This window comes from Burkholderia sp. Bp8991, from assembly GCF_003853795.1.
GTDB lineage: Bacteria > Pseudomonadota > Gammaproteobacteria > Burkholderiales > Burkholderiaceae > Burkholderia.
The window spans coordinates 72,077-97,964 of sequence record NZ_QTQJ01000005.1 but is presented as its reverse complement, the minus strand read 5'-3'; the positions used below and the strand labels follow the sequence as shown (position 1 = coordinate 97,964).

At 66.3% G+C, this 25,888-nt stretch carries 20 protein-coding genes; 12 read left to right on the top strand and 8 right to left on the bottom strand.

Annotation, left to right across the window (positions count from 1 at the left end):
* From DIE02_RS07660 to DIE02_RS07645, 3 genes are all read left to right on the top strand, one after another.
* Positions 1–495 carry a CvpA family protein gene (locus DIE02_RS07660; RefSeq protein WP_044843823.1) on the top strand — a complete coding sequence of 165 codons (495 nt, stop codon included), beginning with the start codon at positions 1–3 and terminating at the stop codon, positions 493–495.
* A gap of 51 nt (positions 496–546) precedes the next feature.
* Positions 547–2,079: an amidophosphoribosyltransferase gene (purF, locus tag DIE02_RS07655; RefSeq protein ID WP_044843824.1), complete on the top strand. Its 1,533-nt coding sequence runs from the start codon at positions 547–549 to the stop codon at positions 2,077–2,079.
* Between the two features lie 259 nt (positions 2,080–2,338).
* Entirely contained in the window at positions 2,339–3,529 is a 1,191-nt protein-coding gene (locus DIE02_RS07645; protein ID WP_124486385.1) for an O-succinylhomoserine sulfhydrylase, read from the top strand.
* Positions 3,530–3,632: 103 nt separating this feature from the next.
* On the opposite strand, the gene DIE02_RS07640 is transcribed toward DIE02_RS07645, so the two are convergent.
* The 3 genes from DIE02_RS07640 to DIE02_RS07630 are packed head-to-tail and all read right to left on the bottom strand — an operon-like array spanning position 3,633 to position 6,719.
* Complete coding sequence (locus tag DIE02_RS07640; protein ID WP_124486384.1) at positions 3,633–4,586, bottom strand: NAD-dependent epimerase/dehydratase family protein; 954 nt, start codon at positions 4,584–4,586, stop codon at positions 3,633–3,635.
* The gene (gene gmd / locus DIE02_RS07635) at positions 4,573–5,619 is read right to left on the bottom strand and encodes a GDP-mannose 4,6-dehydratase (protein WP_044843827.1); all 1,047 of its coding nucleotides are present in this window, start codon (positions 5,617–5,619) and stop codon (positions 4,573–4,575) included. The genes DIE02_RS07640 and gmd overlap by 14 nt, the downstream gene beginning before the upstream one ends.
* Positions 5,620–5,654: 35 nt before the next feature.
* The gene (locus DIE02_RS07630) at positions 5,655–6,719 is read right to left on the bottom strand and encodes an acyltransferase (RefSeq protein WP_124486383.1); all 1,065 of its coding nucleotides are present in this window, start codon (positions 6,717–6,719) and stop codon (positions 5,655–5,657) included.
* A gap of 185 nt (positions 6,720–6,904) precedes the next feature.
* Here DIE02_RS07630 and DIE02_RS07625 point away from each other — a divergent pair, with 185 nt between their 5' ends.
* The 4 genes from DIE02_RS07625 to DIE02_RS07610 all read left to right on the top strand — a co-directional run bounded on the left by DIE02_RS07625 (position 6,905) and on the right by DIE02_RS07610 (position 13,380).
* On the top strand, positions 6,905–7,108 hold the full coding sequence (locus tag DIE02_RS07625; RefSeq protein WP_124486382.1) for a hypothetical protein: 204 nt from the start codon (positions 6,905–6,907) through the stop codon (positions 7,106–7,108).
* Between the two features lie 104 nt (positions 7,109–7,212).
* The gene (locus DIE02_RS07620; protein WP_185702609.1) at positions 7,213–9,405 is read left to right on the top strand and encodes a hypothetical protein; all 2,193 of its coding nucleotides are present in this window, start codon (positions 7,213–7,215) and stop codon (positions 9,403–9,405) included.
* A 46-nt stretch (positions 9,406–9,451) separates the two neighbouring features.
* Positions 9,452–10,918, top strand: coding sequence for a flippase (locus DIE02_RS07615; RefSeq protein WP_124486380.1), 1,467 nt, complete (start codon positions 9,452–9,454; stop codon positions 10,916–10,918).
* Positions 10,915–13,380, top strand: a complete 2,466-nt coding sequence (locus DIE02_RS07610) for a glycosyltransferase family 4 protein (RefSeq protein WP_124486379.1) — start codon at positions 10,915–10,917, stop codon at positions 13,378–13,380. The genes DIE02_RS07615 and DIE02_RS07610 overlap by 4 nt, the downstream gene beginning before the upstream one ends.
* 539 nt (positions 13,381–13,919) lie before the next feature.
* Here DIE02_RS07610 and DIE02_RS07605 read toward each other — a convergent pair.
* Positions 13,920–15,095, bottom strand: a complete 1,176-nt coding sequence (locus DIE02_RS07605) for an acyltransferase (RefSeq protein ID WP_124486378.1) — start codon at positions 15,093–15,095, stop codon at positions 13,920–13,922.
* Positions 15,096–15,200: 105 nt separating this feature from the next.
* Here DIE02_RS07605 and DIE02_RS35785 point away from each other — a divergent pair, with 105 nt between their 5' ends.
* Complete coding sequence (locus tag DIE02_RS35785) at positions 15,201–15,452, top strand: hypothetical protein (protein ID WP_124486377.1); 252 nt, start codon at positions 15,201–15,203, stop codon at positions 15,450–15,452.
* A 229-nt stretch (positions 15,453–15,681) separates the two neighbouring features.
* Positions 15,682–16,569: a UTP--glucose-1-phosphate uridylyltransferase GalU gene (gene galU, locus DIE02_RS07590; RefSeq protein WP_124486375.1), complete on the top strand. Its 888-nt coding sequence runs from the start codon at positions 15,682–15,684 to the stop codon at positions 16,567–16,569.
* 175 nt (positions 16,570–16,744) lie between these two features.
* On the opposite strand, the gene DIE02_RS07585 is transcribed toward galU, so the two are convergent.
* On the bottom strand, positions 16,745–17,863 hold the full coding sequence (locus DIE02_RS07585; RefSeq protein WP_124486374.1) for an acyltransferase: 1,119 nt from the start codon (positions 17,861–17,863) through the stop codon (positions 16,745–16,747).
* A 268-nt stretch (positions 17,864–18,131) separates the two neighbouring features.
* On the opposite strand from DIE02_RS07585, the gene DIE02_RS07575 reads away from it, so the two are divergent.
* Entirely contained in the window at positions 18,132–18,581 is a 450-nt protein-coding gene (locus DIE02_RS07575; protein WP_011548077.1) for an HU family DNA-binding protein, read from the top strand.
* Positions 18,582–18,840: 259 nt separating this feature from the next.
* Entirely contained in the window at positions 18,841–19,065 is a 225-nt protein-coding gene (locus tag DIE02_RS07570) for a hypothetical protein (RefSeq protein WP_185702606.1), read from the top strand.
* Positions 19,066–19,204: 139 nt separating this feature from the next.
* Here the strand turns inward: DIE02_RS07570 and DIE02_RS07565 are convergent, their stop codons facing one another.
* The 3 genes from DIE02_RS07565 to DIE02_RS07555 all read right to left on the bottom strand — a co-directional run bounded on the left by DIE02_RS07565 (position 19,205) and on the right by DIE02_RS07555 (position 22,672).
* Positions 19,205–19,678 (bottom strand): VOC family protein, encoded by a 474-nt coding sequence (locus DIE02_RS07565; protein WP_044843835.1) that lies wholly within the window; start codon positions 19,676–19,678, stop codon positions 19,205–19,207.
* A gap of 479 nt (positions 19,679–20,157) precedes the next feature.
* Positions 20,158–21,318, bottom strand: a complete 1,161-nt coding sequence (locus DIE02_RS07560; protein ID WP_124486373.1) for a porin — start codon at positions 21,316–21,318, stop codon at positions 20,158–20,160.
* A 421-nt stretch (positions 21,319–21,739) separates the two neighbouring features.
* Positions 21,740–22,672 (bottom strand): YihY/virulence factor BrkB family protein, encoded by a 933-nt coding sequence (locus DIE02_RS07555; protein ID WP_124486372.1) that lies wholly within the window; start codon positions 22,670–22,672, stop codon positions 21,740–21,742.
* A gap of 139 nt (positions 22,673–22,811) precedes the next feature.
* On the opposite strand from DIE02_RS07555, the gene fdnG reads away from it, so the two are divergent.
* Complete coding sequence (fdnG, locus tag DIE02_RS07545) at positions 22,812–25,883, top strand: formate dehydrogenase-N subunit alpha (protein WP_148093142.1); 3,072 nt, start codon at positions 22,812–22,814, stop codon at positions 25,881–25,883.
* The last annotated feature ends 5 nt before the right edge of the window (positions 25,884–25,888 follow it).

Here is a 25,888-nt window from a genome sequence, read left to right as displayed (position 1 = left end):
ATGCTGACGGCTTTCGACTACGCTGTATTGGCGGTGATCGCGTTGTCTGCGCTGCGTGGCGCGTGGCGCGGTTTCGTCTCCGAGATTTTCGGGCTGATCGGCTGGATCGCGGCGATCGCGATCGCCGCCCGCTATGTCGGACTGGTCGTGCCGTATATCCCGGCGAACTGGCCGGGCGGCGCGCTGACGCAGTGGGTGATCGCGTTCGCGCTGATCGTGATCGGCGTCGTGTTCGTCGCGGGTGTCGCGAACGCACTGTTGTCGCGGATCGCGCAGGCGACGGGCCTCGGCGGGGTCGATCGCTCGCTGGGCATGATGTTCGGGCTCGTCCGCGGCTGCGTGCTGGTGGTGCTGCTGGTCGCGGCGGCCGGGCTGACCGAATTGCCCAAACAGGATTTCTGGCGCAATGCGCTATTGCGTCCTTTCGCCGAACAGGGCGTGCACGAGCTGAAGCAGCTCCTGCCCGACGGCATGGCCCAGTATGTACGCGTGTGACGACGCGGCCGGGCAGGACGGAACCGATTTTGTCATCTTGAAGGACATGCCATGTGCGGCATCGTAGGTGTTATCTCCCAAGCCCCCGTCAATCAGCTGATCTATGACAGCCTGCTGCTGCTGCAGCATCGCGGTCAGGACGCAGCGGGCATCGCGACGGCGGACGGCAGCAATTTCCACATGTACAAGGCGAACGGCATGGTGCGCGACGTGTTCCGCACGCGCAACATGCGCAGCCTGCCCGGCACCTTCGGCATCGGCCAGGTCCGCTATCCGACGGCCGGTTCGGCGTCGAGCGAAGCCGAGGCGCAGCCGTTCTACGTGAACGCGCCGTTCGGGATCATCCTTGCGCACAACGGCAACCTGACGAACTGGGAACAGCTGAAGGACGAGATGTTCCGGATCGACCGCCGGCACATCAACACCAATTCCGACAGCGAAGTGCTGCTCAACGTGTTCGCGCACGAGCTGCAGCTGTCGACGACGGGCCTCGAACTCGATCCGGCCGCGTTGTTCAAGGCGGTCGAGGGCGTGCATCGCCGCCTGCAGGGCTCGTACGCGATCGTGTCGCTGATCGCCGGATACGGCCTGGTCGCGTTCCGCGATCCGTTCGGCATCCGCCCGCTCTGCATCGGCAAGCTCGAGACCGAACACGGCACCGAATGGATGGTCGCGTCGGAGTCGGTGGCGGTCGAAGGCATCGGCTTCGAATTCGTGCGCGACGTGCAGCCGGGCGAAGCGATCTTCATCGACAAGGCCGGCAACTTCCACAGCCAGCAGTGCGCGGAGAACCCGACGCTGAATCCGTGCATGTTCGAATACGTGTATCTTGCACGTCCGGATTCGTGCCTCGACGGCGTGCCCGTCTACAACGTGCGCCTGCGCATGGGCGACTACCTCGCCGAGAAGATCAAGCGCGAGCTGCCGAACGTGCCGATCGACGTCGTGATGCCGATTCCCGATTCGTCGCGTCCGGCTGCGATGCAGGTCGCCGCGAAGCTCGGCGTCGAGTATCGCGAAGGCTTCTTCAAGAACCGCTACGTCGGCCGTACCTTCATCATGCCGGGCCAGGCCGTGCGCAAGAAGTCGGTGCGCCAGAAGCTCAATGCGATGAGCATCGAGTTCAAGGACAAGCACGTGCTGATCGTCGACGACTCGATCGTGCGCGGCACGACCTCGCACGAAATCGTGCAGATGGCGCGCGATGCGGGCGCGAAGTCGGTGATCTTCGCGTCGGCGGCGCCGCCCGTGAAGTTCCCGAACGTGTACGGCATCGACATGCCGACGCGCGGCGAGCTGGTTGCGCACGGCCGCACCGACGAGGAAGTCGCGAAGATCATCGGTGCCGACCACCTGATCTATCAGGACGTCGACGACCTGCGCCGCGCGGTGCGCGACATCAACCCGAAGCTCGAGGGCTTCGAGGCGTCGTGCTTCGACGGCAACTACATCACCGGCGCCGTTACGCCCGAGTACCTCGACGCGATCGAGCGCGCCCGTCTCGCACCGGCGTCGCAGGCCGATCGCGACACGGCAGGCGACACCGCGCGTTCGCAGATGAACCTGCAGCTGTCGGTCGAGTGATACCGGCGCACGCTTCGGATGAAGCGTGATAGGATGTGGCCTTGCGTCGATTTGATTCAGCTTGCGGACGCGGGGCGACTTCCCAAAACAGCTAAAGCGAAGGCCGGCGGCAGCCGGCCCGAGTCGATCGCTGTCGTACCGCACCGAAGCCCGCTGATGCCGACGCATAGCGGGCTTTTTGTTTTGGCCTGATTTTTGTGGCTGGGCGCGCGCCGGACGCACGACCGTCGGCGCGACCCTCGAATACGGATAACGGAACATGGACGACTCCCTCAACTTCGACACGCTCGCCGTGCGCGCGGGCACGCTGCGCAGCGACTTCAACGAGCACTCGGAAGCGCTGTTCCTCACGTCGAGCTTCTGCTTCACGAGCGCGGCCGAGGCAGCCGAGCGCTTCGCGAATTCGGAAGACTATTTCACCTATTCGCGCTTCACGAACCCGACCGTCACCATGTTCCAGGATCGTCTCGCCGCGCTCGAAGGCGGCGAGGCCTGTATCGCGACGGCGTCGGGCATGGCCGCGATCATGTCGGTCGTGATGTCCGCGCTGCAGGCGGGCGATCACCTCGTCAGCTCGCGCAGCCTGTTCGGCTCGACGCTCGGGATGTTCTCGCAGATCTTCAGCAAGTTCGGCATCACGACGACCTTCGTCGATCCGACCGACCTGAACGCCTGGCAGGAAGCGGTGCGGCCCGAGACGAAGATGTTCTTCCTCGAAACGCCGTCGAACCCGCTGACCGAACTTGCCGACATCGAGGCGATCGGCAAGATCGCGAAGGCCGCGAACGCGCTGTTCGTCGTCGACAACTGTTTCTGCAGCCCGGTGCTGCAGCAGCCGCTGAAGCTCGGCGCGGACGTCGTGATGCACTCGGCGACGAAGTTCCTCGACGGCCAGGGCCGCGTGCTCGGCGGCGCGCTGGTCGGCTCGAAGGAGTTCATCATGGGCAAGGTGTTCCCGTTCGTGCGCAGCGCGGGCCCGACGCTGTCGGCGTTCAACGCGTGGGTGCTGCTGAAGGGGATGGAGACGCTGTCGCTGCGCGTCGAGAAGCAGTCGGCGAACGCGCTGGAAATCGCGCGCTGGCTCGATTCGCATCCTGCGGTCAAGCGCGTGTTCTATCCGGGGCTCGAATCGCATCCGCAGCATGAGCTGGCGAAGCGCCAGCAGAAGGCGGGCGGCGCGATCGTATCGTTCGAGCTGAAGGGCGACACGCCGGAGCAGCAGCGCGCGAACGCGTGGCGCGTGATCGACAGCACGAAGCTGGTCTCGATCACCGGCAACCTCGGCGACACGCGCACGACGATCACGCATCCGGCGACGACGACGCACGCGCGCATCACGCCGGAAGCGCGTGCGGCCGCGGGGATCACCGAAGGGCTGATCCGCCTCGCGGTCGGCCTGGAAAACGCGGGCGACCTGCGCAACGATCTCGCGCGCGGCCTCGAGGGCTGAGCGCGGCGACGCCGGTTTCAGGGCCGGCATGACGACGGGCCGCTCAGACAGGGCGGCCCGTTTTCTTTTCAGTCGGCGACGAACGCGTGTTGCGTTGCCGGAATCAGCCGGCCCGCGCGTCGCGCATCGCGTCCATCATCCAGCGCAAGGTTTCGTCGAGCGGCGTCACGGGCAGCTCGCCCACCGCGCGCCGCAGCTTGTCGCGCGACCCGCTCAGGCTCTTTACTTCGTTATGCCGAACGAAGCGCGGATCGATCGTCACGTCGATCACGTAACCGGCGATTCGCGACAGCATCGCCAGCACCTCCTTCAGCGAATACGCGCGCTCCGAGCAGATGTTGAACGTCTCGCCGGCCGGCGCGGCTTCGAGCAGCTTCAGATAGGCGGCCGTCACGTCGCGCACGTCGGAGAAATCGCGGCTCACGTCGAGATTGCCGAGCGAGATGCGCGGCGCGTTGCGCGCATAGTGCGATACCAGCTTCGGCAGCAGATACGCGTCGTCCTGGCCGACGCCCGTGTAATTGAACGGCCGCGCGATCACGATCGGCAGGCGGTCGGCCCACAGCTTCGCCGCGTATTCCATCGCGAGCTTGCTGACCGCGTAGTCGTTCGCGGGCGCGGGCGCGACGCTTTCGTCGAGCACGCCGGCCGTCGAATTGCCGTAGATGTTCGCGCTGCTGGCGAGCAGCACCGCCGACGGGCGGCGGTCGAGGCCCGCGAGCGCGGCCAGCAGGTTGCGCGTGCCGACGATGTTGACCGCGTAGGTCTGCGACGGCTCGTCCTGCGCGACGTGCGCGCGCGCGGCGAGGTGCACGACCGCATCGGGCCGCGCATCGGCGAGCGCCGCACGGGTCGCGTCCGCATCGAGCAGGTCGACCGGCAGCAGCGTGCAGTGGGCGAGCGCCGGATCGTCGAGCCGCGCCGCGCCGGGCGCCACGGTGCCCCACACGTCGTAGCCGGCCGCAGCGAGCCGCTGCGCCATGTAGCGGCCGGTGAAGCCCGCCAGGCCCGTGACGAACGCCCGGCGCGACGGGCGCCTGGCTTCAGTACGTGTCATGGTGCCGGTTCCGCGTCAGGTCCGCTTCGACCATCATCTGGCAGAGCTGTTCGAGCGTCGTCTCCGGCGCCCAGCCCAGCTTGGCTTTCGCCTTGTCGGCGGAGCCGATCAGCAGGTCGACCTCGGCAGGGCGGTAGAACTTCGGATTCACTTCGACGAGCACGTCGCCGTTCGACGCGTCGAGGCCGCGTTCCTGCTCGCCCTTGCCGGTCCATTCGATCTGATAGCCGGCGGCCGCGAACGCCATCTGCACGAAGTCGCGCACGGTCTCGGTGCGGTTGGTCGCGAGCACGTAGGTGTCGGGCTCGTCGGCCTGCAGCATCCGCCACATCCCTTCGACGTATTCGAGCGCGAAGCCCCAGTCGCGCTTCGCGTCGAGGTTGCCGAGCTCGAGCCGGGTCGCCTTGCCGAGCTTGATCTTCGCGACGGTGTCGGTGATCTTGCGCGTGACGAACTCGCGGCCGCGCAGCGGCGATTCGTGGTTGAACAGGATGCCGCTGCAGCCGAACAGGCCGTAGGACTCGCGGTAGTTCACGGTCATCCAGTGCGCGTACAGCTTCGCGACGCCGTACGGGCTGCGCGGGTAGAACGCGGTGGTTTCCGTCTGCGGGATCGCCTGCACCTTGCCGAACATCTCGGACGTCGACGCCTGGTAGAAGCGCGTCTTCGGGCTCACCACGCGGATCGCCTCGAGCAGGTTCAGCGGGCCGACGCCCGTGACCTCGGCGGTCGTCGCCGGCTGGTCGAACGACACGCCGACGAAGCTCTGCGCGGCCAGGTTGTACAGCTCGTCGGGCTGCGTGCGTTCGAGCAGCCGCAGGCTGGAGCCTGCATCCGTCAGGTCGTGCTCGACGAGCGACAGGTTCGGGTGCGTGTCGACGCCGAGCTCGGCGATGCGCCAGAAGTTGACCGAGCTGGTGCGGCGGTAGGTGCCCGTGACTTCGTAGCCCTTGTCGAGCAGCAGCTTGGTCAGGTAGGCGCCGTCCTGCCCGGTGATCCCCGTGATGATGGCCTTCTTGCGAGTTTGGCTCATGGCAATGTCCTGGTCGAAACGATGGATTGAGAAAGTCAGGCGGTCGTGCGCGCGGCGGCGGGTACCGTGCTGCGCGCGGGGCCGCGGGTCAGGCGCCGCTCGAAGCCGTACCAGCTCACGGTGGCGTATACGAGCGTGATGGCCAGCGCGAGCGCGGCCGTGACGAAGCGGTTCAGCTGCAGCGGCCACAGCGCGTACAGCACGCTCAGGTGAATCAGGTAGACGGTGTAGCTGACGGTGCCGACGTACACGAGCAGCGGGTTCGTCAGCACGCGCTGCACGACGCCGCGTCCGCGCAGTGCGATCACGACGATCGACGTGCACAGCAGCAGCGAGATGCTGTAGAGCGCGGCGTTCGACAGCGGCGTGTTCGCGGCGCGGAAACGCGGGAACGACAGGTGCAGCCAGCCGAGGATCGCGAGCGACACGAGCGCGCCGACGATCGCGAGCGGATAGAACGGCTCCAGCGCGCGCCGGTCGCGGCGCAGCACGATCGCGAGCAGCGCGCCAGCGGCGAGCAGGTCCATCCGGAACGGCGTCAGGTAGTAGATCGGCCAGAACGAATCGAACCACGGCGTCGCGATCGCGCGCAGCACGGGCGCCGCGACGATCAGCGCGGCGGCGATCCACAGCAGCGCGCGCTCCGAACACCACAGCACGACGAACGGCCAGAAGATGTAGAACTGCTCCTCGACGGCGAGCGACCACAGCACGTTCAGGCTGTCGTGGCCGATGCTGCCGAGCGACAGCCCGATGTTGGTCGAGAAGAACGCGAACCACGGCCAGTGCGGCAGCCAGCTCGCGCCGAACAGCAGCGTCGACACGACCAGCAGCAACACGTACGGCGGCAGGATCCGGCGCACTCGGCGCGCGTAGAAGTGGCTGAAGTACGACTGTCCGCGCGCCTTGCGCTCGAGCAGGATGCCGGTGATCAGCAGGCCGCTCAGCACGAAGAACAGGTCGACGCCCATCCACAGCGGCGCCTTCAGCGCGTGTTGCAGGAACACGGCGCCGACGGCGATCGCGCGCAGCCCGTCGAGCTGCACGATGCGGCCGTGTTGCGGCGGGGCGAGGTCGGCGGTGCGCGAGATGCCCGTCATCGCGCCGCTCCTTCGCGACGCGCGGCCGATGCCGACGCGCGCCGCGCATTCGATGCGTGAACGTAATGCATGCGTTTAAAGGGAATATTGATTCGAAATCGATTCTAGGGAAAAGAAATCGGCAAAAAAACGCATGTCATTTATTCGGCTGAAAACATTCAAATGCCGGTCGTTTCAATCACGAGATGAAAGATTTGCAGGCCAGGGAGGCCGTCGGGCGGGCCGGAGCGGAATTTTCTACGGATCGTCGCGTGAAAGGCGGTCGTTATTTCCGCTTCGCCGGGGTTATTCCGGACGATTCCGGTTCAATATTTCAGGCGGAAACATCCCCAAATATTTCCAAATTTCTTGTGATTATTTTTGCTTGTAACCTGCATCGCGACGTTTGAAACCCATTTAGCGACAGGTCATCCAGGCACGCAGCACGCCGCGGGCGCCGGTCGCTTTTGCATCGAGTCTGGAGAGCGCATTGCGACGTCTGATTCTGGTTGGCATGACGGTATGCGCGGCGCTGTCCGCGAGCGCCGCACCGGCTGAAACCGTGTTGCCCGCGACCACGTCGTGGATCGGCAACACGTTCGGCTACGGCGACGGCAGCTGGACGCAGATCGACATTCGCGCGATCGCGGTGACGCCCGACGGCAAGGTGTATACGAACGCGCCGTGGGACGAGAGCGGCGCCGAGGCGAGCGTCTACCAGGACGGGAAGATGCTCGGCTTCGCCGGCGGCACGCATGGCTGGGGCAATCTCGGCGGCAACGCGGTCGCGGTGAACGGCAAGTATGCGTACGTCGCGATCGGCGTCGGCAACGAGCGCGGCCATCTGCAGTCGCCGGGCATCTGGCCGGACAAGGGCAAGCAGTGGTACGGCATTTCGCGGCGCACGATCGGCGACATGAAGCAGCCCGCGCCGTTCCGCGCGGCGCCGCAGGTCGCGCCCGGCGGGCGCGCCGATGCCGGCCGGGCGCGGATGGCCGCGAGCTTCATGGTGATGAACGAGGTGGCGGCGCCCGCGCGGTCGGAAGTCGGTGAGCTGAAGGCGGAAGTGGGCGGCCTCGCGGCCGACGACAAGACGTTGTTCGCGACGAATCCTTCGCATGACGAAGTCGACGTGTACGACGCCGAAACGATGCAGAAGAAGGGCACGTGGAGTGCGCACGAGCCGGGCCGCATCGCGCTCGCCGGCGACGGCACGCTGTGGCTGCTCACCGATACGCTCAACGGGCCCGCGCACCTCGTGCACGTGCGCGCGGACGGCCGCAAGCTCGACGACGCGCCCGCGCTGCCCGAGGGGACCGATGCGGTGGACGTGGCGGTCGACGCGAAAGGGCGCGTGCTGGTCGCGGACAACGGCCCGCGCCAGCAGGTGCTGATTTTCTCGAAAGGCGGCAACGGCTATGCGCCGTCCGGCACGCTCGGCGAGCGCGGCGGGATCTTCGCGGGCCCGGTGCCGGGCCGCCCCGGGCCGCAACGCTTCAACGGGCTGACGAGCGTGGGCGTCGATCGCGCGGGCAACGTGTACGTGTCGATGAACGGCATCGGGCCGCGCCACGACACGATCGGTGCGGGGCTCGGCGCGGTGCTCGAGAGCTACACGCCGGACGGCAAGCTGCGCTGGCAGGTGCAGGGGCTGCTGTTCGTCGACGGCGCGTGGCTCGATCCCGCACGGCCGAACAGCGTGTACACGGGCAACAAGCGCTTCGAGCTTGACCTGTCGAAGCCGCCCGGCCAGGACTGGAAATACGCCGGCTTCCTGTCGAACCGCTTCAAGTATCCGGACGATCCCGTGTTCCACATGGACCAGTACCCCGGCATGCCGTTCGCGCGGCGCGTCGACGGCCGCACGTTCCTGTACCTGACCGACATGTACGCCGATCACCTGAAGATCTACCGCTTCGACGCGAAGCGCGACGGCGAGGTCGCGATTCCGTCGGGCCTGATCGCGGGCCGTGCGCGGCCGGTCGACAAGGTGCCGAACAAGCCGCCGGGCGGCGACTGGATCTGGCGCGACGCGAACGGCAACGGCCGGCTCGACGAGGACGAGTTCACGACCAACACGACCGGCAAGGCGAAGGCGGGCGGCTGGGGCTGGTGGGTCGACACGAAGGGCGACATCTGGCGCACGAGCGACGTGCGCGGGATTCATCGCTTCGGCTACGGCGGCGTCGACAAGGCCGGCAACCCGATCTATTCGTACGACAAGGTCACGACCTATCCGATGCCGCAGCCGTTCACGCAGCTGCGCCGCGCGATCTACGAGCCGCAGACGGACACGCTGTACGTGACGGGCTACACGGCCGACGCGCCGCCGCAGCCCGGCATCAACAAGGAAGTCGGCCGCGTGCTGGTGCGCTTCGACAAGTGGTCGAGCGGCTCGCCGGTGGTGCGCTATACGGTCGCGCTGCCGTGGCAGCTCGACGCGAAGCCGATCCTCGACCTGATCGGGATCACGGTCGAGGGCCGCTACATCTTCACGGTGGAGCCGGTCGGGAAGATCCACGTGTACGACAAGGAAACCGGCAAGGAGGTCGGCGTGATGAGCCCGGGCGCCGAGGTCGGCAAGGCGTCGGGCTGGGTCGACGTGCCGTTCGGCATCAGCGCGTTCCGGCGCGAGAACGGCGAATACCTGGTGTTCGTCGAGGAAGACGCGCGCGGCAAGGTGCTGATGTATCGCTGGAAACCGTGACGGGCGGCGCACCGTCGTCGCAGTCGCCGTCACACAAGGCAGAAGCATGGACAAAGGCATACTCAAGAACGTTTCGATCAACTTCATCGGGCTGATCCTGCCGACCTTCGTGTCGCTGGTGACGGTGCCCGCGTATATCCACGCGCTGGGCGTCGAGCGCTACGGCGTCGTCAGCCTCGTGTGGACGCTGATCGGTTATTTCGGGATCCTCGATCTCGGGATGAGCATGGCCGCGCAGAACCACATCTCCAAGGCGCTCGCGAGTGGCGACGCCGACGAAAGCGCGCGCGTGTTCTGGAGCGCGTTCTGGCTGAATCTCGGCACCGGCATCGTCGGCGGGCTGCTGATCTATTTCGGCGCGTTCATCTACACCGAGTACTTCACGAAGGTGTCGGCGGCGATGCAGCACGAGGTGTATCTCGCGCTGCCGTGGCTCGCGCTCGCGATTCCGCTCGCGAACGTGTCGTGGGTGTTCGCCGGCGCGATCAACGGCGCCGAACGGTTCGGCGTGTTCAACACGAACCAGACGATCGGCACGTTCCTGTTCCAGCTGCTGCCGCTCGGCGCCGCGTGGTGGATCGCGCCGAACCTGCAGACGGTGCTCGCCGCCGCGGTCGTCGCGCGGCTGATCGCGGCGGTGATGCTCGGTCACGCGAGCATCAAGGTGCTCGGGATCCGGCGCATCGACCTGCCGCAGTGGGGCACCGCGAAAGGGCTGTTCAACTTCGGCGGCTGGATGCTGATCGCGAGCATGGCGAGCATGATCGCCGACACGCTCGATCGCGTGATGCTCGGCGCCGGCATGGGCGCGAAGTTCGTCACCTACTACACGGTTCCGCAGAACCTCGTCACGCGGCTGAACATGCTGCCGAACGCGCTGGTGCGCACGCTGTTCCCGCGCCTGTCGGCGGTCGGCCGCGATCACGCGGACACGCTCGCGCGCCAGTCGCTCGAATTCCTGAACGGCGTGTTCACGCCGGTCGGCATCGTCGCGATCTTCGCGCTCGCGCCGTTCCTCACGCTGTGGGTCGGCGCCGATCTCGCCGCGCATTCCGCGCCGGTCGGGCGCGTGCTGGTGATCAGCGTGTGGCTCGTCGGCCAGGCGAGCGTCACGCGGATCCTGATCCAGTCGCAGGTCAACCCGGCGCGCGCCGCGTTCGCCGGGCTCATCGAGATGCCGTTCTTCGTCGGCGGCCTGTGGTTCGGCATCCATCACTTCGGGCTGATCGGCGCGGCAGTGGTCGTCGCGACCCGCGCGCTGGTCGACTACGGCGTGCTGCTTTACCTGTCGGCGATCCGGATGCGCGCGATCGTGCTCGACATGCTCGCGCATCTCGCCTTCCTGCTCGCGAGCCTGTTTCTCGCGCAAGCGTGGTCGGGGCTCGGCGAGTCGATCGGCCTCTGCGCGGTCGTGCTGGCGCTGAACCTGGCGTGGTCGTTCACGATGACGCCGGCCTTGCGCGCGCTGGTGCGTGACTTGTTCGTCCGTCTCAATGCGAGGAAAACCGTATGAATCGCGATCTGGCGGAACACGCCATCCTGAACGTCGCCACGGCCGATGCCGCCGCGGCCGAAGCCGGCGACGCCGCTACGCTGCGCCGGGGCAAACCGGCCGGGCAGGCGAGCGCACGCGATGCGTCGCGCCCGCTGCGCGTGGCGATCGTCCACGACTGGCTCGTCACGTACGCCGGCGCCGAGCGCGTGCTCGAACAGATCGTCGCGTGCTTTCCCGACGCGGACCTGTTCAGCCTCGTCGATTTTCTCGACGACCGCGCGTTCGTGCGCGGCAAGCCGGTGACGACCTCGTTCATCCAGAAGCTGCCGTTCGCACGCACCAAGTACCGCAGCTACCTGCCGCTGATGCCGCTCGCGATCGAGCAGCTCGACGTGTCGGACTACGACCTCGTGATCTCCAGCAGCCACGCGGTCGCGAAGGGCGTGCTGACCGGGCCGGACCAGATGCACATCAGCTACGTGCATTCGCCGATCCGCTACGCGTGGGACCTGCAGCACCAGTATCTGGAACAGTCGAACCTGACGCACGGGCCGAAGTCGCTGCTCGCGCGGATGATCCTGCATTACATCCGCAACTGGGACACGCGCACCGCGAACGCGGTGGACGGCTTCGTCGCGAACTCCGCGTTCATCGCGCGCCGCATCCGCAAGGTGTATCACCGCGACGCGGCGGTGATCTTCCCGCCGGTCGACGTGGACGGCTTCTCGCTGAACGAGGTGAAGGACGATTTCTACCTGACCGCGTCGCGGATGGTGCCGTACAAGAAGATCGACCTGATCGTCGAAGCGTTCTCGCGCACGCCGGAGCGCAAGCTCGTCGTGATCGGCGACGGCCCGGAGATGCAGAAGATCCGCGCGAAGGCGGGCCCCAACGTCGAGATCATGGGCTACCAGCCGTTCGCGGTGCTGCACGACCGGATGCGCCGCGCGAAGGCGTTCGTGTTCGCGGCCGAGGAGGATTTCGGGATTTCGGTGGTCGAGGCGCAGGCGTGCGGCACGCCCGTGATCGCGTACGGCAAGGGCGGCGCGCTCGAGACCGTGCTCGAGCCGCGCTCGCACGCGCAGCCGACCGGGCTGTTCTTCGACGAACAGACGCCGCATGCGATCGTCGCGGCGGTCGACGATTTCGAGCGCGCACCGCAGCGCTTCACGGCGCACGCGTGCCGCGCGAATGCGGAGCGCTTTTCGGCCGACACCTTTCGGCGGCGCTTTCTCGATTACGTGGAGACGGCGCTGCCCGGCTCGACCGCGCAGCGCGGCACGGCCGTCGCGCCGATGCCGGCCGCGCGCGGCCCGGCGACGCTCGTGCTGGATCAGAGCGGCGTGCTCGGCGGTGCGGAGCTGTCGCTGCTGGAGATCATGAAGCACATGCGCGCGAACGCCGATGTGCTGCTGTTCGACGACGGCCCGTTCCGCGCGGCGCTCGACGAGATCGGCGCGCGCGTCGACGTGCTCGACCAGGGCGCGCTCGCCGGGGTGCGCAAGCAGGGCGGCGTGTCGGCCGGCGCGTTGAAGCAGCTGGTCGCGCTCGTGCGCGACGTCGCACGGCGCGCGCGCCGCGCCGAGGTGATCTACGCGAACACGCAGCGCGCGATGGTGGTCGCCGCGCTGGCCGGGCGGCTCGCGCGCAAGCCGGTGGTCTGGCACCTGCGCGACATCGTCAGCGGCGACCATTTCGGCAGCAAGCAGCTGATGGCGATCAAGTACTGCGCGCGGTTCGGCGTCACGCGCGTGATCGCGAACTCCGACGCGTCCGCGCAGGCATTTCGTGCGCTGACGGGCTTCACGCCGCAGCACGTCGACGTCGTGTTCAACGGCATTTCGGCCGAACCGTTCGACGCGCTGGACGATGCGAGCCAGGCCGCGCTGCGCGCGCGCTTCGGGCTGCCCGAGCACGCATGGCTGGTCGGCTCGTTCAGCCGCCTCGCGCACTGGAAGGGGCAGCACCTGCTGCTGGAGGCCGCGGCTCGCCATCCCGGCATGCACGTGGTACTGGTCGGCGCGCCGCTGTTCGGCGAGGACGAATACGCGGCGCAGCTGCACGAGATCGTCGCGCGTCACGGGATGGACGACCGTGTCCATTTCCTCGGCTTCCAGCGCGACGTGGCCGCGTGCATGAAGGCGGTCGACGTGGTCGCGCATACGTCGATCACGCCGGAGCCGTTCGGGCGCGTGATCGTCGAGGGCATGCTCGCGCGGCGGCCGGTGGTCGCGGCCCGCGCGGGCGGGGTCGTCGAGATCATCGAGGACGGCGAAAACGGGCTGCTCTGCGAGCCGGGCAACGCGGCCGCGCTGGCCGACGCGCTGGGCAGGCTGCAGCGCGACGCCGCGCTGCGCGAGCGGCTCGTCGTGAGCGGGCGGGCGACCGCGGTGCGCCGGTTCGGCACCGAAACCTATGTAGCGCGGGTCGAGAAGATCCTCGCGGATACCGCGAAGGCCGCGAAGGCGAAGAAGCGGTAGGTGGCGGCTTGCTGCGGCATGTGAAGCGTGTCGTCGTGAACCGGCGGAACCGGGCCCCCATGCGGCGTTGCGCTGCATGGGGGCTTTGCGCTTTGGGCGCGGCCGAGCGCTGTCGCGCACCGGGCACGCCGCACGTGACGAATCCGTAATCTGCGCAAAGCCGAGCGATTGCGTGAGCGTGAGCGGCGGAATGCGGGGCCGGCCCGGGTCGCGGGATGCGGGCTGCAACGACGATGCACTCGGGCGGCGGAGCGATGCGTCGCAGCGGGCGTGAATCCGGCCGCCGCCCGGTTCGGAATCGCTGCGCGGGACGCCAGGAGCGGCGCCGTGCGGTCCTGCCGCGGATCGCGTGAGGGGTCGGGCGACGCGACCGCCGTGCAGCCGCCCAGGCGGCGCATGACGCCGCGGCTTGCGTACTTCGGTACGTCGTGCCCGCCGCGTCGCGACGCGCAAATGCATCCCCGCGCCATCCTGCCCGTAAAAAAGCCCTCGCCCAGCCTGACGCCGGGCGGGGGCCGCGAGCGCGCGAACGGCGCCGTTCAGGCGGCCCGTTCGGGGGCCGGTGCGACGACGCGGGCGGTGCGGGTCGGCTTCAGGCTGGCCGCCCACACCATCGCCGGGCGTTCGAACAGCCGGTAGAACACGTAGGCGACCGGAATCGCGGCGGCCATGAACGCGATCGACGGCCAGATCGACAGTTGCAGTTCGGAGTGGAACAGCACCGAGCCGAGGCAGACGAACAGCGGCAGATGGATCAGGTACAGCGAGTAGCTGAAGTCGCCGAACCAGCCGAGCACGCGCAGCAGCGGCGTCGGGCGCGGCGGGCAGGCGAGCGCGCGGTACAGGAAGCACGCGAAGCCGGCCGCCCACAGCTGGAACGCGCCGTACTGGCCGAAATGGAACGCGCCGCAGCCCGCGGCCAGCAGCACGGCCGCCGCGAGGTACCACGCGCGCGACGGCACGGCGGCCGTGCCGCGCACCGGCTGCGCGCGCACGTCGGCGATCCACGCGCCGACGGTCCAGGACAGCCAGTACGACGTGAAGAACTGCAGGTCGTGCCGTTCGAGCAGCCACGCCGACGCGACGTTGACGAGCGCGACGGCCGCCACGATGGCCGGCATGCCGATGCGCCGGCGCAGTGCGAACAGCAGCGGGTAGATGGCGTAGAACTGCACTTCGAGCGACAGCGTCCACAGCGCGCCGTTCGACCCGTACGTGTAGCCGGCGATGCCTTGCAGCGAGAACAGGTTCACGAGGAACGCGGTGATGCCGACGTCGCGGATCTTGTGGCTGACCGGCGCGATCTGCAGGCTGACCGCGTCCATCGCGAGCGTGAACAGCAGCGCGGCGAGCAGCACCGGGTAGATGCGCGCGAAGCGGCGCGCCCAGAAGTTCGGCGCGTCGAGCCGGTACGCGGGGTTGGCCGCGAGCTTGAGCGCTGCATTGCGGTGGATGCAGTAGCCGCTGATCACGAAGAAGATCGGCACGCCGGCGGAGCCCCATGCGAACGGGAAGGTCAGGTAGCCGGCGATTGCGCTCGGGCTCAGCGCATGACCGTAAGCGTGATGGAAGCTCTGCATGCCGACCCAGACGACCTGGCGGCAGTGGAAATAGGCGACGAGCAGCGCCGCGAACCCGCGCATCGCGTCGATCACGTGTTCCTTGTGGTCGGCGACGGGCGGCGCAGTCAAAGACGATCCGCTGAAAGCTTGCATGCGATTCGATTCCTTGCGACGGATGAAGGGGATGGTCCAATCGTAATGCGCAAGAATTCGCTCGAATGAATAAAAAAATCGCGCCGGGAAATAGTGGTATTTCAGATGGTGGTGTTATTCCGGTCTGAAAGCGGTTTCGCCGCCGCCACAATTATTTGCCGATTTTTTTCTGATAGTTTGAAGCTCCAGTTGATTGATGCAAGGAGCGGCAAGATGGACATGCATTGGATCGCGAGCGCGGCAGTACTGCTGGTCATGGCCGTGCTGTCGGCGTACCGCGAGGCGCTGAAGAACGAGCCGATTCGCCCGGGTCTCGAGCGGGGCGGCGTCCCGTATATCGAGGAATTCGAATCGTAAGAATTTGTATCCGGAAAATCGGTAATTTGTTTCTGTATCGGCGCCGGGTTCGGCAATATCGACCGGATGCGCAGTTTATCTCTTTTCCGGAAAACATGGGCAATCGGTCCATATCGAAAATGAGCGGAGTGGAATTGGCCGTGCCGCCGGTTCTCGATATGCCGTTCGGAAAACAATCGCGCCGGGTCGTCCAGCGACGCGGCGCAGTCAACGCAATCAGGATGCGAACATGTTGAAAGTCACCAAGGCCGTGTTCCCCGTCGCCGGTCTCGGCACGCGGTTCCTCCCGGCAACGAAGGCGAGCCCGAAGGAAATGCTGCCCGTCGTCGACAAGCCGCTGATCCAGTACGCGGTCGAGGAAGCGATCAACGCCGGTATCACCGAGATGATCTTCGTGACCGGTCGCAGCAAGCGCGCGATCGAGGATCACTTCGACAAGTCGTACGAGATCGAGGCCGAACTCGAGGCGCGCGGCAAGGAAAAGCTGCTCGAACTCGTGCGCGGCATCAAGCCGAGCCACGTGAACTGCTTCTACGTGCGCCAGCCGGAAGCGCTCGGCCTCGGCCATGCGGTGCTGTGCGCGGAGAAGCTCGTGCACGGCGAGCCGTTCGCGGTGATTCTCGCCGACGACCTGCTGCATGGCGAACAGCCGGTGCTCAAGCAGCTCGTCGACGTGTTCGATCACTATCACAGCTCGGTGATCGGGGTCGAGACGATCCCGCGCGAGGACAGCCGCTCGTACGGCGTCATCGAAGGCCGCGAGTGGGAAGAGGACATCATCAAGCTGTCGGGCATCATCGAGAAGCCGGCGCCGGAAGACGCGCCGTCGAACCTCGGCGTGGTCGGCCGCTACGTGTTCATGCCGACGATCTTCGATCACCTGCGCAAGCTCAAGCCGGGCGCGGGCGGCGAGCTGCAGCTCACCGACGCCGTCCAGTCGCTGCTCGCGAACGAACAGGTGCTCGCGTATCGCTACTACGGCACGCGTTTCGATTGCGGCAGCAAGATCGGCTACCTCAAGGCGACCGTCGAACTCGCGCTCCAGCATCCGGAAGTGAGCCGCGAATTCGAGGCGTACCTGCGTACCTGCCTGCCCGCGCTGGCTGCTGTCGCATAAGCAGCCGCGCTGCTCCGCTGTTTCAGGTGGTGGTTGTTCCGTTGGCCCCGGCGGCCTTGTGCGCCGGGGCTTTTTTGCGTGCATTCGCCGCGCAGGCGTGGGGCGGCGGCTGATCCGCGGTGCTGAATCCGGGCTGCGTCGAACGGGTGCGTGCGCGACGATTCCGGTGTGCCGCTCAGCGCGGCGACGTGCCCGGCCGTGCGACGAAGTACCGGGCCAGCATCGCGGCGATCGGCTTCTTGAAGTCGAGCAGGCGTTTTTCCAGATAGCGCCACGACAGATGCGCGAGCAGCACGGCGAGTGCGAACTGCAGCAGTTCCGGCAGCACGTCCCGGGCGATTGCGGGCATCGGCACGCGCGCGAACAGCGTGGGCATCTCACCGAGACGTGCCGGAATCAGGTTGTGGAACAGGTAGAAGCCGTAGCTGATCGTGCCGAGATAGACGAGCGGCGCCCAGTCGAGCAGTGCCACGGCCGGGTGGTCGGGTTCGGTGACGATCCACAGCATCAGCGCGCCGAGCGACGCGGACAGGCCGAGATCCGTGAGCCCCGTGACGACGTCCGGCAGCGTCGTGAGCGCGGGCAGCGCGAGGAAAAGCGCGACGCCGGCGGCGCCGAGCCAGCCGGGCGGAATGCGGCGGACGACGTCCTCGCCGCGATCGGCGAGAGCCATTGCGCCGACGCCGCCCAGCGCGATCAGCGCGAAATTCCACGGGGAAAACGCGTAGATCAGCACCGGCGATGCGTCGACCGCGTAGAGCGCGAGATGCGCGAGCGCGCACAGCGCGACGGCCGCGACGCCGAGCGCGACGTGGCGCGCGGCCGGCACCGCGAGCAGCGTGAGCGGCGCGATCAGATAGAACTGCTGCTCGACCGCGAGGCTCCAGAAGTGCGACGTGGAGCCTGGCCAGCCGTCCTTGACGACGCCGATCCAGTAGTTCGACAGGAACGTGGCGTGCCACGCGAGCCCGAGATTGACGCCGCGCTGGTAGAACAGCGCGTGCGCGATCGCGAGCGCGGCGAGCAGCAGGTAGTAGACGGGAAAGATCCGCAGCGCGCGCTTCGCGAGGAACAGCGCCAGCGCATGGCGGCGCGTCATCGTGCCGCTCTCGATTGCCTGACGGTTGCGATGCAGTTCGCCGACGATCAGGAATCCGCTGATGAAGAAGAACGTCCACACACCGAGCTTGCCCACGTCGACAGCGAGGACGTGGCCCTTGTGGGACAGGAAAACGAGGATGACGGCGAGGGCTCGCAGGCCGTCGAGTCCTTTGACGTATCTGACTTCGCGCATGAAGGCATCCGGGGCACTGAGCGAGGTCAGTATAGGTGCGCAAATATCGAACGTAATTCGCGTTCGGACGCGTTTCGACGTATACGTGAAGGCGTTTTTCGTTGCTCGAGCGTCGGCGAAGTCGGTCGCGCGCAACAAAACCTGCGGGAAACCCCGCGAAAACGCATAAAAGTACTGCACGAAGCGTCACGGCGCTTGTAGAATCCGGCGTTGAAGCGCGCGCGTTGCACGCTTCGTGTATCCAACGACCACACCTGGTAGGAGAAACATGGCGACTTCCGCAAAAAAGGTGGCCAAGAAGGCTGCCGCACCGGCCACCAAGAAAGTGGCTGCCAAAAAGGCTGCGCCCGCGAAGAAAGTAGTGGCCAAGAAGGCTGTCGCGAAGGCAGCACCGGCCGCTCCGACGCCGCTGAAGGACAAGTTCACGAAGGCATCGCTCGCAACGCACATCGCTGAGCGTGCAGCTGTCGAAGTGAAGGCGGTCAAGGCAGTGCTCGTCGCGCTCGAGAACGTCGTGCTGGGCTCGGTCCACAAGAAGGGCGCAGGCGAGTTCACGCTGCCGGGTCTGCTGAAGATCACGGCGCAAGTCGTGCCGGCGAAGAAGAAGCGCTTCGGCAAGGATCCGTTCACGGGCGAAGAGCGCTGGTTCCCGGCAAAGCCGGCCAGCGTGCGCGTGAAGGCACGTGCGCTGAAGAAGCTGAAGGACGCGGCTGCGTAATGCCGCGTAACGGTCGCCGATTGCAGGTCGGCGGCCGTTGCGATGTCCGACGATCCCCGTACGCGAGAGCGTACGGGGATTTTTATTGCGCCGCGCAAATCGAGCGGCCGCGTCGGCATCGCACAGCGCGGATACGGCATGACGTGACGCGCATCCGGTGTCGCGGGACGCTTGCGCCGATGGCCGGATCGTCGTGTTCGTGCCGGCGCGCGGTCTTGTATCGCTGCGCATTGCGCGGGTGTCGCGCGAGTCTCGCGTGATGAACGCAGCGATCGTTCCCGTCGGGATCGCCGACCAGGCGACTGCCGCGTGTGCGGCGATCGAGCGCCATCCCGGCGCGATGCCGCAGGCGATGCATCCGTTCGGATTCGGCTCGGCGTGCGACGGCGGGCCGACACCGCGCAGCGACATCGACCTGCGGGTGACGGTCGCCGCGTTCGCGCGCTACGCGCGGTGGATCGTCGAAGCGATGCTGTCGACGTAGCGGTGCGCGCGCGACCGCTTCCTGCGATTGCGTCGCGGCGCGATGCAATCCGGTGGACGACCGCGGTCGTGCGCGAACCGCGCGCGCTGCACATGCGTGCTGCTGCCCGCGCGAAGGGCACGCAGCGTCCGTGACTTCGTCAGCCCGCCGTGCCGGCGTATGCGGCCTTCAGCGCGGCGACGTCGAACTTCGTCATCTGCATCATGGCAGCGGCCACGCGCGCCGCCTTGACCTCGTCGCGGTCGGCCATCATCGGAATCAATGCGTCGGGCACGATCTGCCACGAGACGCCGAAGCGGTCACGCAGCCAGCCGCAGCCGTCGGCCGTGCCGCCGTTGTCGAGCAGCGCGCTCCAGTAGCGGTCGAGTTCCGCCTGGTCGGCGCAACTGATCATCAGCGAGATCGCATGGTTGAACGTCTCGGTGCGCGGGTGGCTCATCGCGATGAACGGCTGCCCGAACAGCTCGAACTCGACCATCCGGGTGCCGCTGGTGCCGGCGACCGCCGTGACGCGCACGACGCGCGAGTCCGGAAAAATGCCCGCATAGAAGGCCGCGGCTTCTTCGGCTTCCGTCGAGTACCAGAGGAACGGCGTGATCTTCTGAATCGTCATGGAGCGTCTCCTTTCGGGTGTGTCGGTGAGGAACGGGGCAATCTGCGTGCCGCCATCGATACGACGGACGAAGGCCGTCGAAATCGACACGTCGAAGCATAGTGCTTTGCGTCGCGGTATCGAAATCGGCAGGGTGGACACGCATGCGTCCGTTGCGACGCCGGATCCTCCAGGCGCGCGTCAGGAGGAATATGGGAGCGCGGTGGCAGCCAGCGCGGCATGCGCCTGACCGGCCGTATGCCACGGTCCGACCGTGCAGGGTATCCGGATGCCTCCGGACACGCTTCCGGCGCGCGACAGATGGCCCAGACGCCGCTCCCGGCCGGTCGCCGTACCCACGGGTGCCGACCACGGTCGCGGCTCGCCAGGGCGGCGCCGGCAACGGACGAAAAAAAACCAGCCACGGCCGAAACCGGTGACTGGTTTTGCAGTTCGGCGGCACGGCGTCGGAGACGCCATGCACACCGGAAACGTACTTCTTAGAACTTGTGGCGAATGCCGAGTGCGACCAGTTCGGCCGAGCTCTTGCCAGCGAAGCCGTACGAAGCGATCGACGCTTGCGCGCTTTGCGTCGTCGTCGCGTCCACGCGCTGGGTGCCGCTCGCGTGCTGGTATGCGCCGACCAGGTAGATGTCCGTGCGCTTCGACAGCGAGTAGTCCGCGCCGATACCGACCTGGTGGTACTTCGCGTCCGTATCGCCGCTCGCCTTCGTGTACGAGTAGCCGAGGCCCAGCAGCAGCGGCGGCGTGACCTGGTACGTCACGAACGCGCGGCCCGTGTTGTACTTTTCGGTCGAGCCGAAGCCCGAGAATGCGTCCGGCTTGTACTGTGCGTTGCTGTAGCCGAGGCCGAACGTCACCGGGCCGAGTGCGTACTGGCCTGCGACTTGTGCGATCGCGATCGACTTCGCCGTTGCGTAACCCGAGTTGATCGGGCCGTCGATGATGTTGTCCGAGGTCGTCGAACCCCAGCCGCCGCGTGCAATCGCCGTCGTCGGCGACGGGTTGGCTGCGTAGAAGTAGCCTGCTGCAACGCCGACCGGGCCGTTGTTGTAGGCAGCTGCGACCGACCACGTCTGGCCTGCGCCCGTCTTGCCTGCAACGCCGCCGAGGGCGTACATGCCTTCGACCTGGAAGCCTGCCCAGACCGGCGACGTGTACTTGATTGCGTTGCTGACGCGCAGCGAGTTGTCGTTGTTGTCGACGTCGCCCGGCGTTGCCATCACGCTGCCGAAGTAGTTGTCAGCCGTGACTGCCTGGACCAGGTCGACCAGCGGGTCGTACTGGCGGCCGAGCGTCAGCGTACCGTACTGGGCGCTCTCGAGGCCGACGTATGCCTGACGACCGAACATGCGACCGCCCTGGTTCAGGTGGCCCGTGCCCGGATCAAAACCGTTTTCCAACTGGAAGATCGCCTTCAGGCCACCGCCGAGGTCTTCAGCACCTTTCAGGCCCCAACGGCTGCCTTGCAGGTTGCCCGACAGCATTTGCCACGAGTTGTTGGCCTGGCCGTCGTTGCCGTGGACCCATGCGATCGACGTATCGATCACGCCGTACAGCGTCACGCTCGACTGAGCGTGAGCAGCGCCAGCGGCGCCCAGCAGGGCGAGCGAGAGGGTCGAGAGTGCGAGTTTCTTCATCGTTGAGTATCTCCACGCAAATGATTCGTCATTCATTATTTGTTGCGGATTGGAGAATAGCTCAGTGCCATACCTGCAAGAAAGCTTAAAAAATAAAGTGTCTCGAAAAGGTAACAGCGAGAAAAAGTCTATATATATCAAGCACATCAAGGACTGTTCCTCTTTTTGAAATAGTTGACAATTGCTGCGCCGCGATTGTTGCAGCGGTTGGTGCGTTCGGCGGCGGAGGGGCGGGTTTGGCCGGTTGGCGCACGGAAATTCACGCGTGCAAACGTTTGCTGTTGCAGGCTGCATCGCGCGCTGATGCAAAGAGCGCATCAACGCGCGGCGGCCGGGTGGGTTGCGCAAGCGAAGGCAGTCGCGTAGGGCGACGATGCGGCGCGCGCGACGCGCGGCCGCGCGGAAAAAAATACGTGGGGATTCAGTTGCCGCCTGAGCGATCGGCGGCGCGATCCGTCGGCGCGGCCGCGGCCGGGACGTTGCCGTTGCGGCGATGCGCATCGCCGCGCGCGGCCGCGAATTCCGCGCCGAGCAGCAGCACGGCCGCCGAGAAGTACAGCCACATCAGCAGGACCGCGAACGATCCGGCCGCGCCGAACGCACTGGCCGTGCCCGCGTGCGCGAGATACAGCGCGAACAGCTTCTTGCCGCCGGAGAACAGGATCGCGGACACGATCCCGCCGATCGTCGCGTCGTGCCATGCGACGCGCGCATCGGGCAGGAACTTCATCAGCGCGGCGAACGCGCCCGCGAGCACCGCGATGCCGACGAAGAACTGCAACAGGTTGGTGATCGCGACATACGGTGAATCGCCGAGCAGCCAGGTGCCGATGAACGTGATCGCGGTATCGAGCACGAGCGACACGATCAGCAGGAACGCGACGCCGAGCACGAGCCCGAACGAAATGAGCCGCACGCGCACGAGCCCGAGCATGCTCGACCAGCGGCTTTCCGTACTCGGCCAGATCACGGAAAGCGCGGTGTTCAGCGACGCGAACGTCGCCGACGCGCCGATCGCGAGCGCGGCGAACGAGATCAGCGTCGCGATGCCGCCGCGCTGGCCCGCGCGATGCGCGTTCTGCACGATCGTCTGGATGCTGGCCGCCGCATCGTCGCCGATCAGCTGGTGGGCCTGCTCGAACACCTGGCCGCGTGCGGCATCGTCGCCGTAGAACCAGCCGGCCACGGCGATCACCATCACGAGCGTCGGCGCGAGCGAGAACGCCGAGAAGAACGCGATGCTCGCGGCCATCGCCGAGCAGCGGTCGGAGGAGAAGCGCCTGAACGCGTTGAGTGCCCAGTTGGCCTGTTGTTGCGCGAGGCGGGTCGCCTCGGACGTGATCTGTCGTTTCATGACGGTTCGGTTGTGCGTTGAACGCAGGACATCGGTGGATCGGCAAATCGGTATTGATCCGACGAATCGATCATAGTTGCCTGAACTGTCTATAATTCCTTTCAGTTTCACCCCACCCCACAAAAACGCCGAGACCATCATGCTACAAATGTCCCGGCGCCAGTTCCTGAAGGTGACGGCCACGTCGCTTGCCGGATCGAGTCTTGCCCTGCTGGGCTTTTCTCCGACGGAAGCGCTCGCCGAGGTCCGACAGTACAAGCTGGCGCGCACAGTCGAAACGCGCAACACCTGTCCTTATTGTTCAGTGGGTTGCGGCATCCTGATGTACAGCCTCGGTGACGGCGCGAAGAATGCGCAGCCGAGCATCATCCATATCGAAGGCGATCCCGACCATCCCGTCAATCGCGGCACGCTGTGCCCGAAGGGTGCGAGCCTGATCGATTTCATCCACAGCCCGAACCGCCTGACGCACCCCGAGTATCGTGCGCCCGGCTCGGACAAGTGGGAACCCATCTCTTGGAACGACGCGCTCGACCGGATCGCGAAGCTGATGAAGGCCGACCGCGACGCGAACTTCGTCGAGACGGCGGAAGACGGCGCGAAGGTCAACCGCTGGCTGACCACCGGCATGCTGGCCGCATCGGCGGGCAGCAACGAAGTCGGTTATCTCACGCACAAGACTGTCCGCAGTCTGGGGATGCTCGCATTCGACAATCAGGCGCGTGTCTGACATGGCCCGACGGTGGCAGGTCTTGCCCCGACGTTTGGCCGTGGAGCGATGACGAACCATTGGGTCGACATCAAGAACGCGGACGTGATTCTCGTGATGGGCGGCAATGCAGCCGAGGCCCATCCGTGCGGTTTCAAGTGGGTAACGGAGGCGAAGGCGCACCGCAAGGCGCGGCTGATCGTCGTCGACCCGCGCTTCACGCGTACGGCCTCGGTGGCCGACTACTACGCGCCGATCCGCACCGGCACCGACATCGTCTTCCTGGGCGGTGTGATCAACTATCTGCTGACGAACGACAAGATCCAGCATGAGTACGTGAAGAACTACACGGACTTCTCGTTCATCGTGCGCGAGGATTTCGCGTTCAACGACGGCATCTATTCCGGCTACGACGCCGAGAAGCACGCGTATCCGGACAAATCGAGCTGGGACTACGAGCGGGGCGACGATGGCTTCGCGAAGGTCGACCCGACGCTGCAGCATCCGCGCTGCGTCTACAACCTGCTGAAGCAGCACTACGCGCGCTATACGCCGGACATGGTCCAGCAGACCTGCGGCACGCCGAAGGAGAAATTCTTGAAGGTGTGCGAGATGCTCGCGACGACGGCCGTGCCAGGCCGCGCCGGCACGATCCTGTACGCGCTCGGCTGGACGCACCATTCGGTCGGTGCGCAGATGATCCGCACCGGCGCGATGGTGCAGCTGCTGCTCGGCAACATCGGCATCGCCGGCGGCGGGATGAACGCGCTGCGCGGCCACTCGAACATCCAGGGCTTGACCGACCTCGGGCTGATGTCGAACCTGCTGCCGGGCTACATGACGCTGCCGATGCAGGCCGAGCAGGATTTCGACGCCTACATCAAGAAGCGCGTGCAGCTGCCGCTGCGGCCGAACCAGCTGAGCTACTGGAAGAACTACAAGGCGTTCCACGTCAGCTTCATGAAGTCGTGGTGGGGCGACGCCGCGACCGCCGAGAACAACTGGGCCTACGACTACCTGCCGAAGCTCGACAAGCAGTACGACCTGCTGCAGGCGATCGAGCTGATGAATGCCGGCAAGATGAACGGCTACATCTGCCAGGGCTTCAACCCGCTCGCGGCGGCGCCGTCGAAGGTGAAGACGGCGGCCGGCCTCGCGAAGCTGAAGTGGCTCGTGATCATGGATCCGCTCGCGACCGAGACGTCCGAGTTCTGGAAGCATCACGGCGACTACAACGACGTCGATGCGTCGAAGATCCAGACCGAGGTGTTCCGGCTGCCGACCACGTGCTTCGCGGAGGAAAACGGCTCGCTCGTCAGTTCGAGCCGCGTGCTGCAATGGCACTGGAAGGGCGCGGAGCCGCCGGGCGAGGCGAAGAGCGACCTCGAGATCATGGCGGGGCTGTTCCTGCGCATGCGCAAGATGTACCAGACGGACGGCGGCAAGTATCCGGACCCGATCGTGAACCTCACCTGGCCGTACGCGAACCCGGAAAGCCCGACGCCCGAAGAGCTCGCGATGGAGTTCAACGGCCGTGCGCTCGCCGACCTGCCCGACCCGAAGGATCCGGCCAAGACGCTCGTGAAGAAGGGCGAGCAGCTCGCCGCGTTCGCGCAGCTGAAGGACGACGGCACGACCGCGAGCGGCTGCTGGATCTTCTGCGGCGCCTGGACGCAGGCCGGCAACCAGATGGGGCGGCGCGACAACTCGGACCCGACCGGCATCGGCCAGACGCTGAACTGGGCGTGGGCCTGGCCGGCCAACCGGCGGATCCTGTACAACCGTGCATCGTGCGACGTCGCCGGCAAGCCGTTCGACCCGACCCGCAAGCTGATCGGCTGGAACGGCAGCGCGTGGAAGGGCCCCGACATTCCGGACTTCAAGGCGGACGAACCGCCCGAGAACGGGATGGGGCCGTTCATCATGAACCCGGAAGGCGTTGCGCGCTTCTTCGCTCGCGCGGGAATGAACGAAGGTCCGTTCCCCGAGCACTACGAGCCGTTCGAGACGCCGCTCGCGGCGAACCCGCTGCACCCTGACAACCCGCAGGCGCTGAACAACCCGGCTGCCCGCGTGTTCCCGGACGACCGCGCGTCGTTCGGCAAGGCATCGGAGTTCCCGCACGTCGCGACGACGTACCGGCTGACCGAGCATTTCCACTACTGGACCAAGCATGCGCGGCTGAACTCGATCATCCAGCCCGAGCAATTCGTCGAGATCGGCGAAGACCTCGCGAAGGAAGTCGGCGTCGCGCACGGCGATCGCGTGAAGGTGTCGTCCAAGCGCGGCTACATCGTCGCGGTCGCGCTCGTCACGAAGCGGATCAAGCCGCTGACGATCGAGGGCAAGAAGGTCCAGACGGTCGGCGTCCCGTTGCACTGGGGCTTCAAGGGTCTGACGAAGCCCGGCTATCTCGCCAATACCCTGACTCCGTCCGTAGGCGACGGCAACTCGTACACACCGGAATTCAAGTCGTTCCTGGTGAAGGTCGAAAAGGCGTAAGGGGG

Excerpts from the sequence above, each read along its gene's own strand:
- DIE02_RS07615 (WP_124486380.1), top strand. The coding sequence starts at position 9,452 with ATGGACAAAGGCATACTCAAGAACGTTTCGATCAACTTCATCGGGCTG.
- DIE02_RS07605 (WP_124486378.1), bottom strand. The coding sequence starts at position 15,095 with ATGCAAGCTTTCAGCGGATCGTCTTTGACTGCGCCGCCCGTCGCCGAC.
- gmd (WP_044843827.1), bottom strand. The coding sequence starts at position 5,619 with ATGAGCCAAACTCGCAAGAAGGCCATCATCACGGGGATCACCGGGCAG.
- DIE02_RS07570 (WP_185702606.1), top strand. The coding sequence starts at position 18,841 with ATGAACGCAGCGATCGTTCCCGTCGGGATCGCCGACCAGGCGACTGCC.
- DIE02_RS07620 (WP_185702609.1), top strand. The coding sequence starts at position 7,213 with ATGACGGTATGCGCGGCGCTGTCCGCGAGCGCCGCACCGGCTGAAACC.
- DIE02_RS07645 (WP_124486385.1), top strand. The coding sequence starts at position 2,339 with ATGGACGACTCCCTCAACTTCGACACGCTCGCCGTGCGCGCGGGCACG.
- DIE02_RS07660 (WP_044843823.1), top strand. The coding sequence starts at position 1 with ATGCTGACGGCTTTCGACTACGCTGTATTGGCGGTGATCGCGTTGTCT.
- DIE02_RS07585 (WP_124486374.1), bottom strand. The coding sequence starts at position 17,863 with ATGCGCGAAGTCAGATACGTCAAAGGACTCGACGGCCTGCGAGCCCTC.
- DIE02_RS07625 (WP_124486382.1), top strand. The coding sequence starts at position 6,905 with ATGAAAGATTTGCAGGCCAGGGAGGCCGTCGGGCGGGCCGGAGCGGAA.
- galU (WP_124486375.1), top strand. The coding sequence starts at position 15,682 with ATGTTGAAAGTCACCAAGGCCGTGTTCCCCGTCGCCGGTCTCGGCACG.
- DIE02_RS07630 (WP_124486383.1), bottom strand. The coding sequence starts at position 6,719 with ATGACGGGCATCTCGCGCACCGCCGACCTCGCCCCGCCGCAACACGGC.
- DIE02_RS35785 (WP_124486377.1), top strand. The coding sequence starts at position 15,201 with ATGGTGGTGTTATTCCGGTCTGAAAGCGGTTTCGCCGCCGCCACAATT.
- DIE02_RS07555 (WP_124486372.1), bottom strand. The coding sequence starts at position 22,672 with ATGAAACGACAGATCACGTCCGAGGCGACCCGCCTCGCGCAACAACAG.
- DIE02_RS07575 (WP_011548077.1), top strand. The coding sequence starts at position 18,132 with ATGGCGACTTCCGCAAAAAAGGTGGCCAAGAAGGCTGCCGCACCGGCC.
- DIE02_RS07560 (WP_124486373.1), bottom strand. The coding sequence starts at position 21,318 with ATGAAGAAACTCGCACTCTCGACCCTCTCGCTCGCCCTGCTGGGCGCC.
- DIE02_RS07565 (WP_044843835.1), bottom strand. The coding sequence starts at position 19,678 with ATGACGATTCAGAAGATCACGCCGTTCCTCTGGTACTCGACGGAAGCC.
- DIE02_RS07610 (WP_124486379.1), top strand. The coding sequence starts at position 10,915 with ATGAATCGCGATCTGGCGGAACACGCCATCCTGAACGTCGCCACGGCC.
- DIE02_RS07640 (WP_124486384.1), bottom strand. The coding sequence starts at position 4,586 with ATGACACGTACTGAAGCCAGGCGCCCGTCGCGCCGGGCGTTCGTCACG.
- purF (WP_044843824.1), top strand. The coding sequence starts at position 547 with ATGTGCGGCATCGTAGGTGTTATCTCCCAAGCCCCCGTCAATCAGCTG.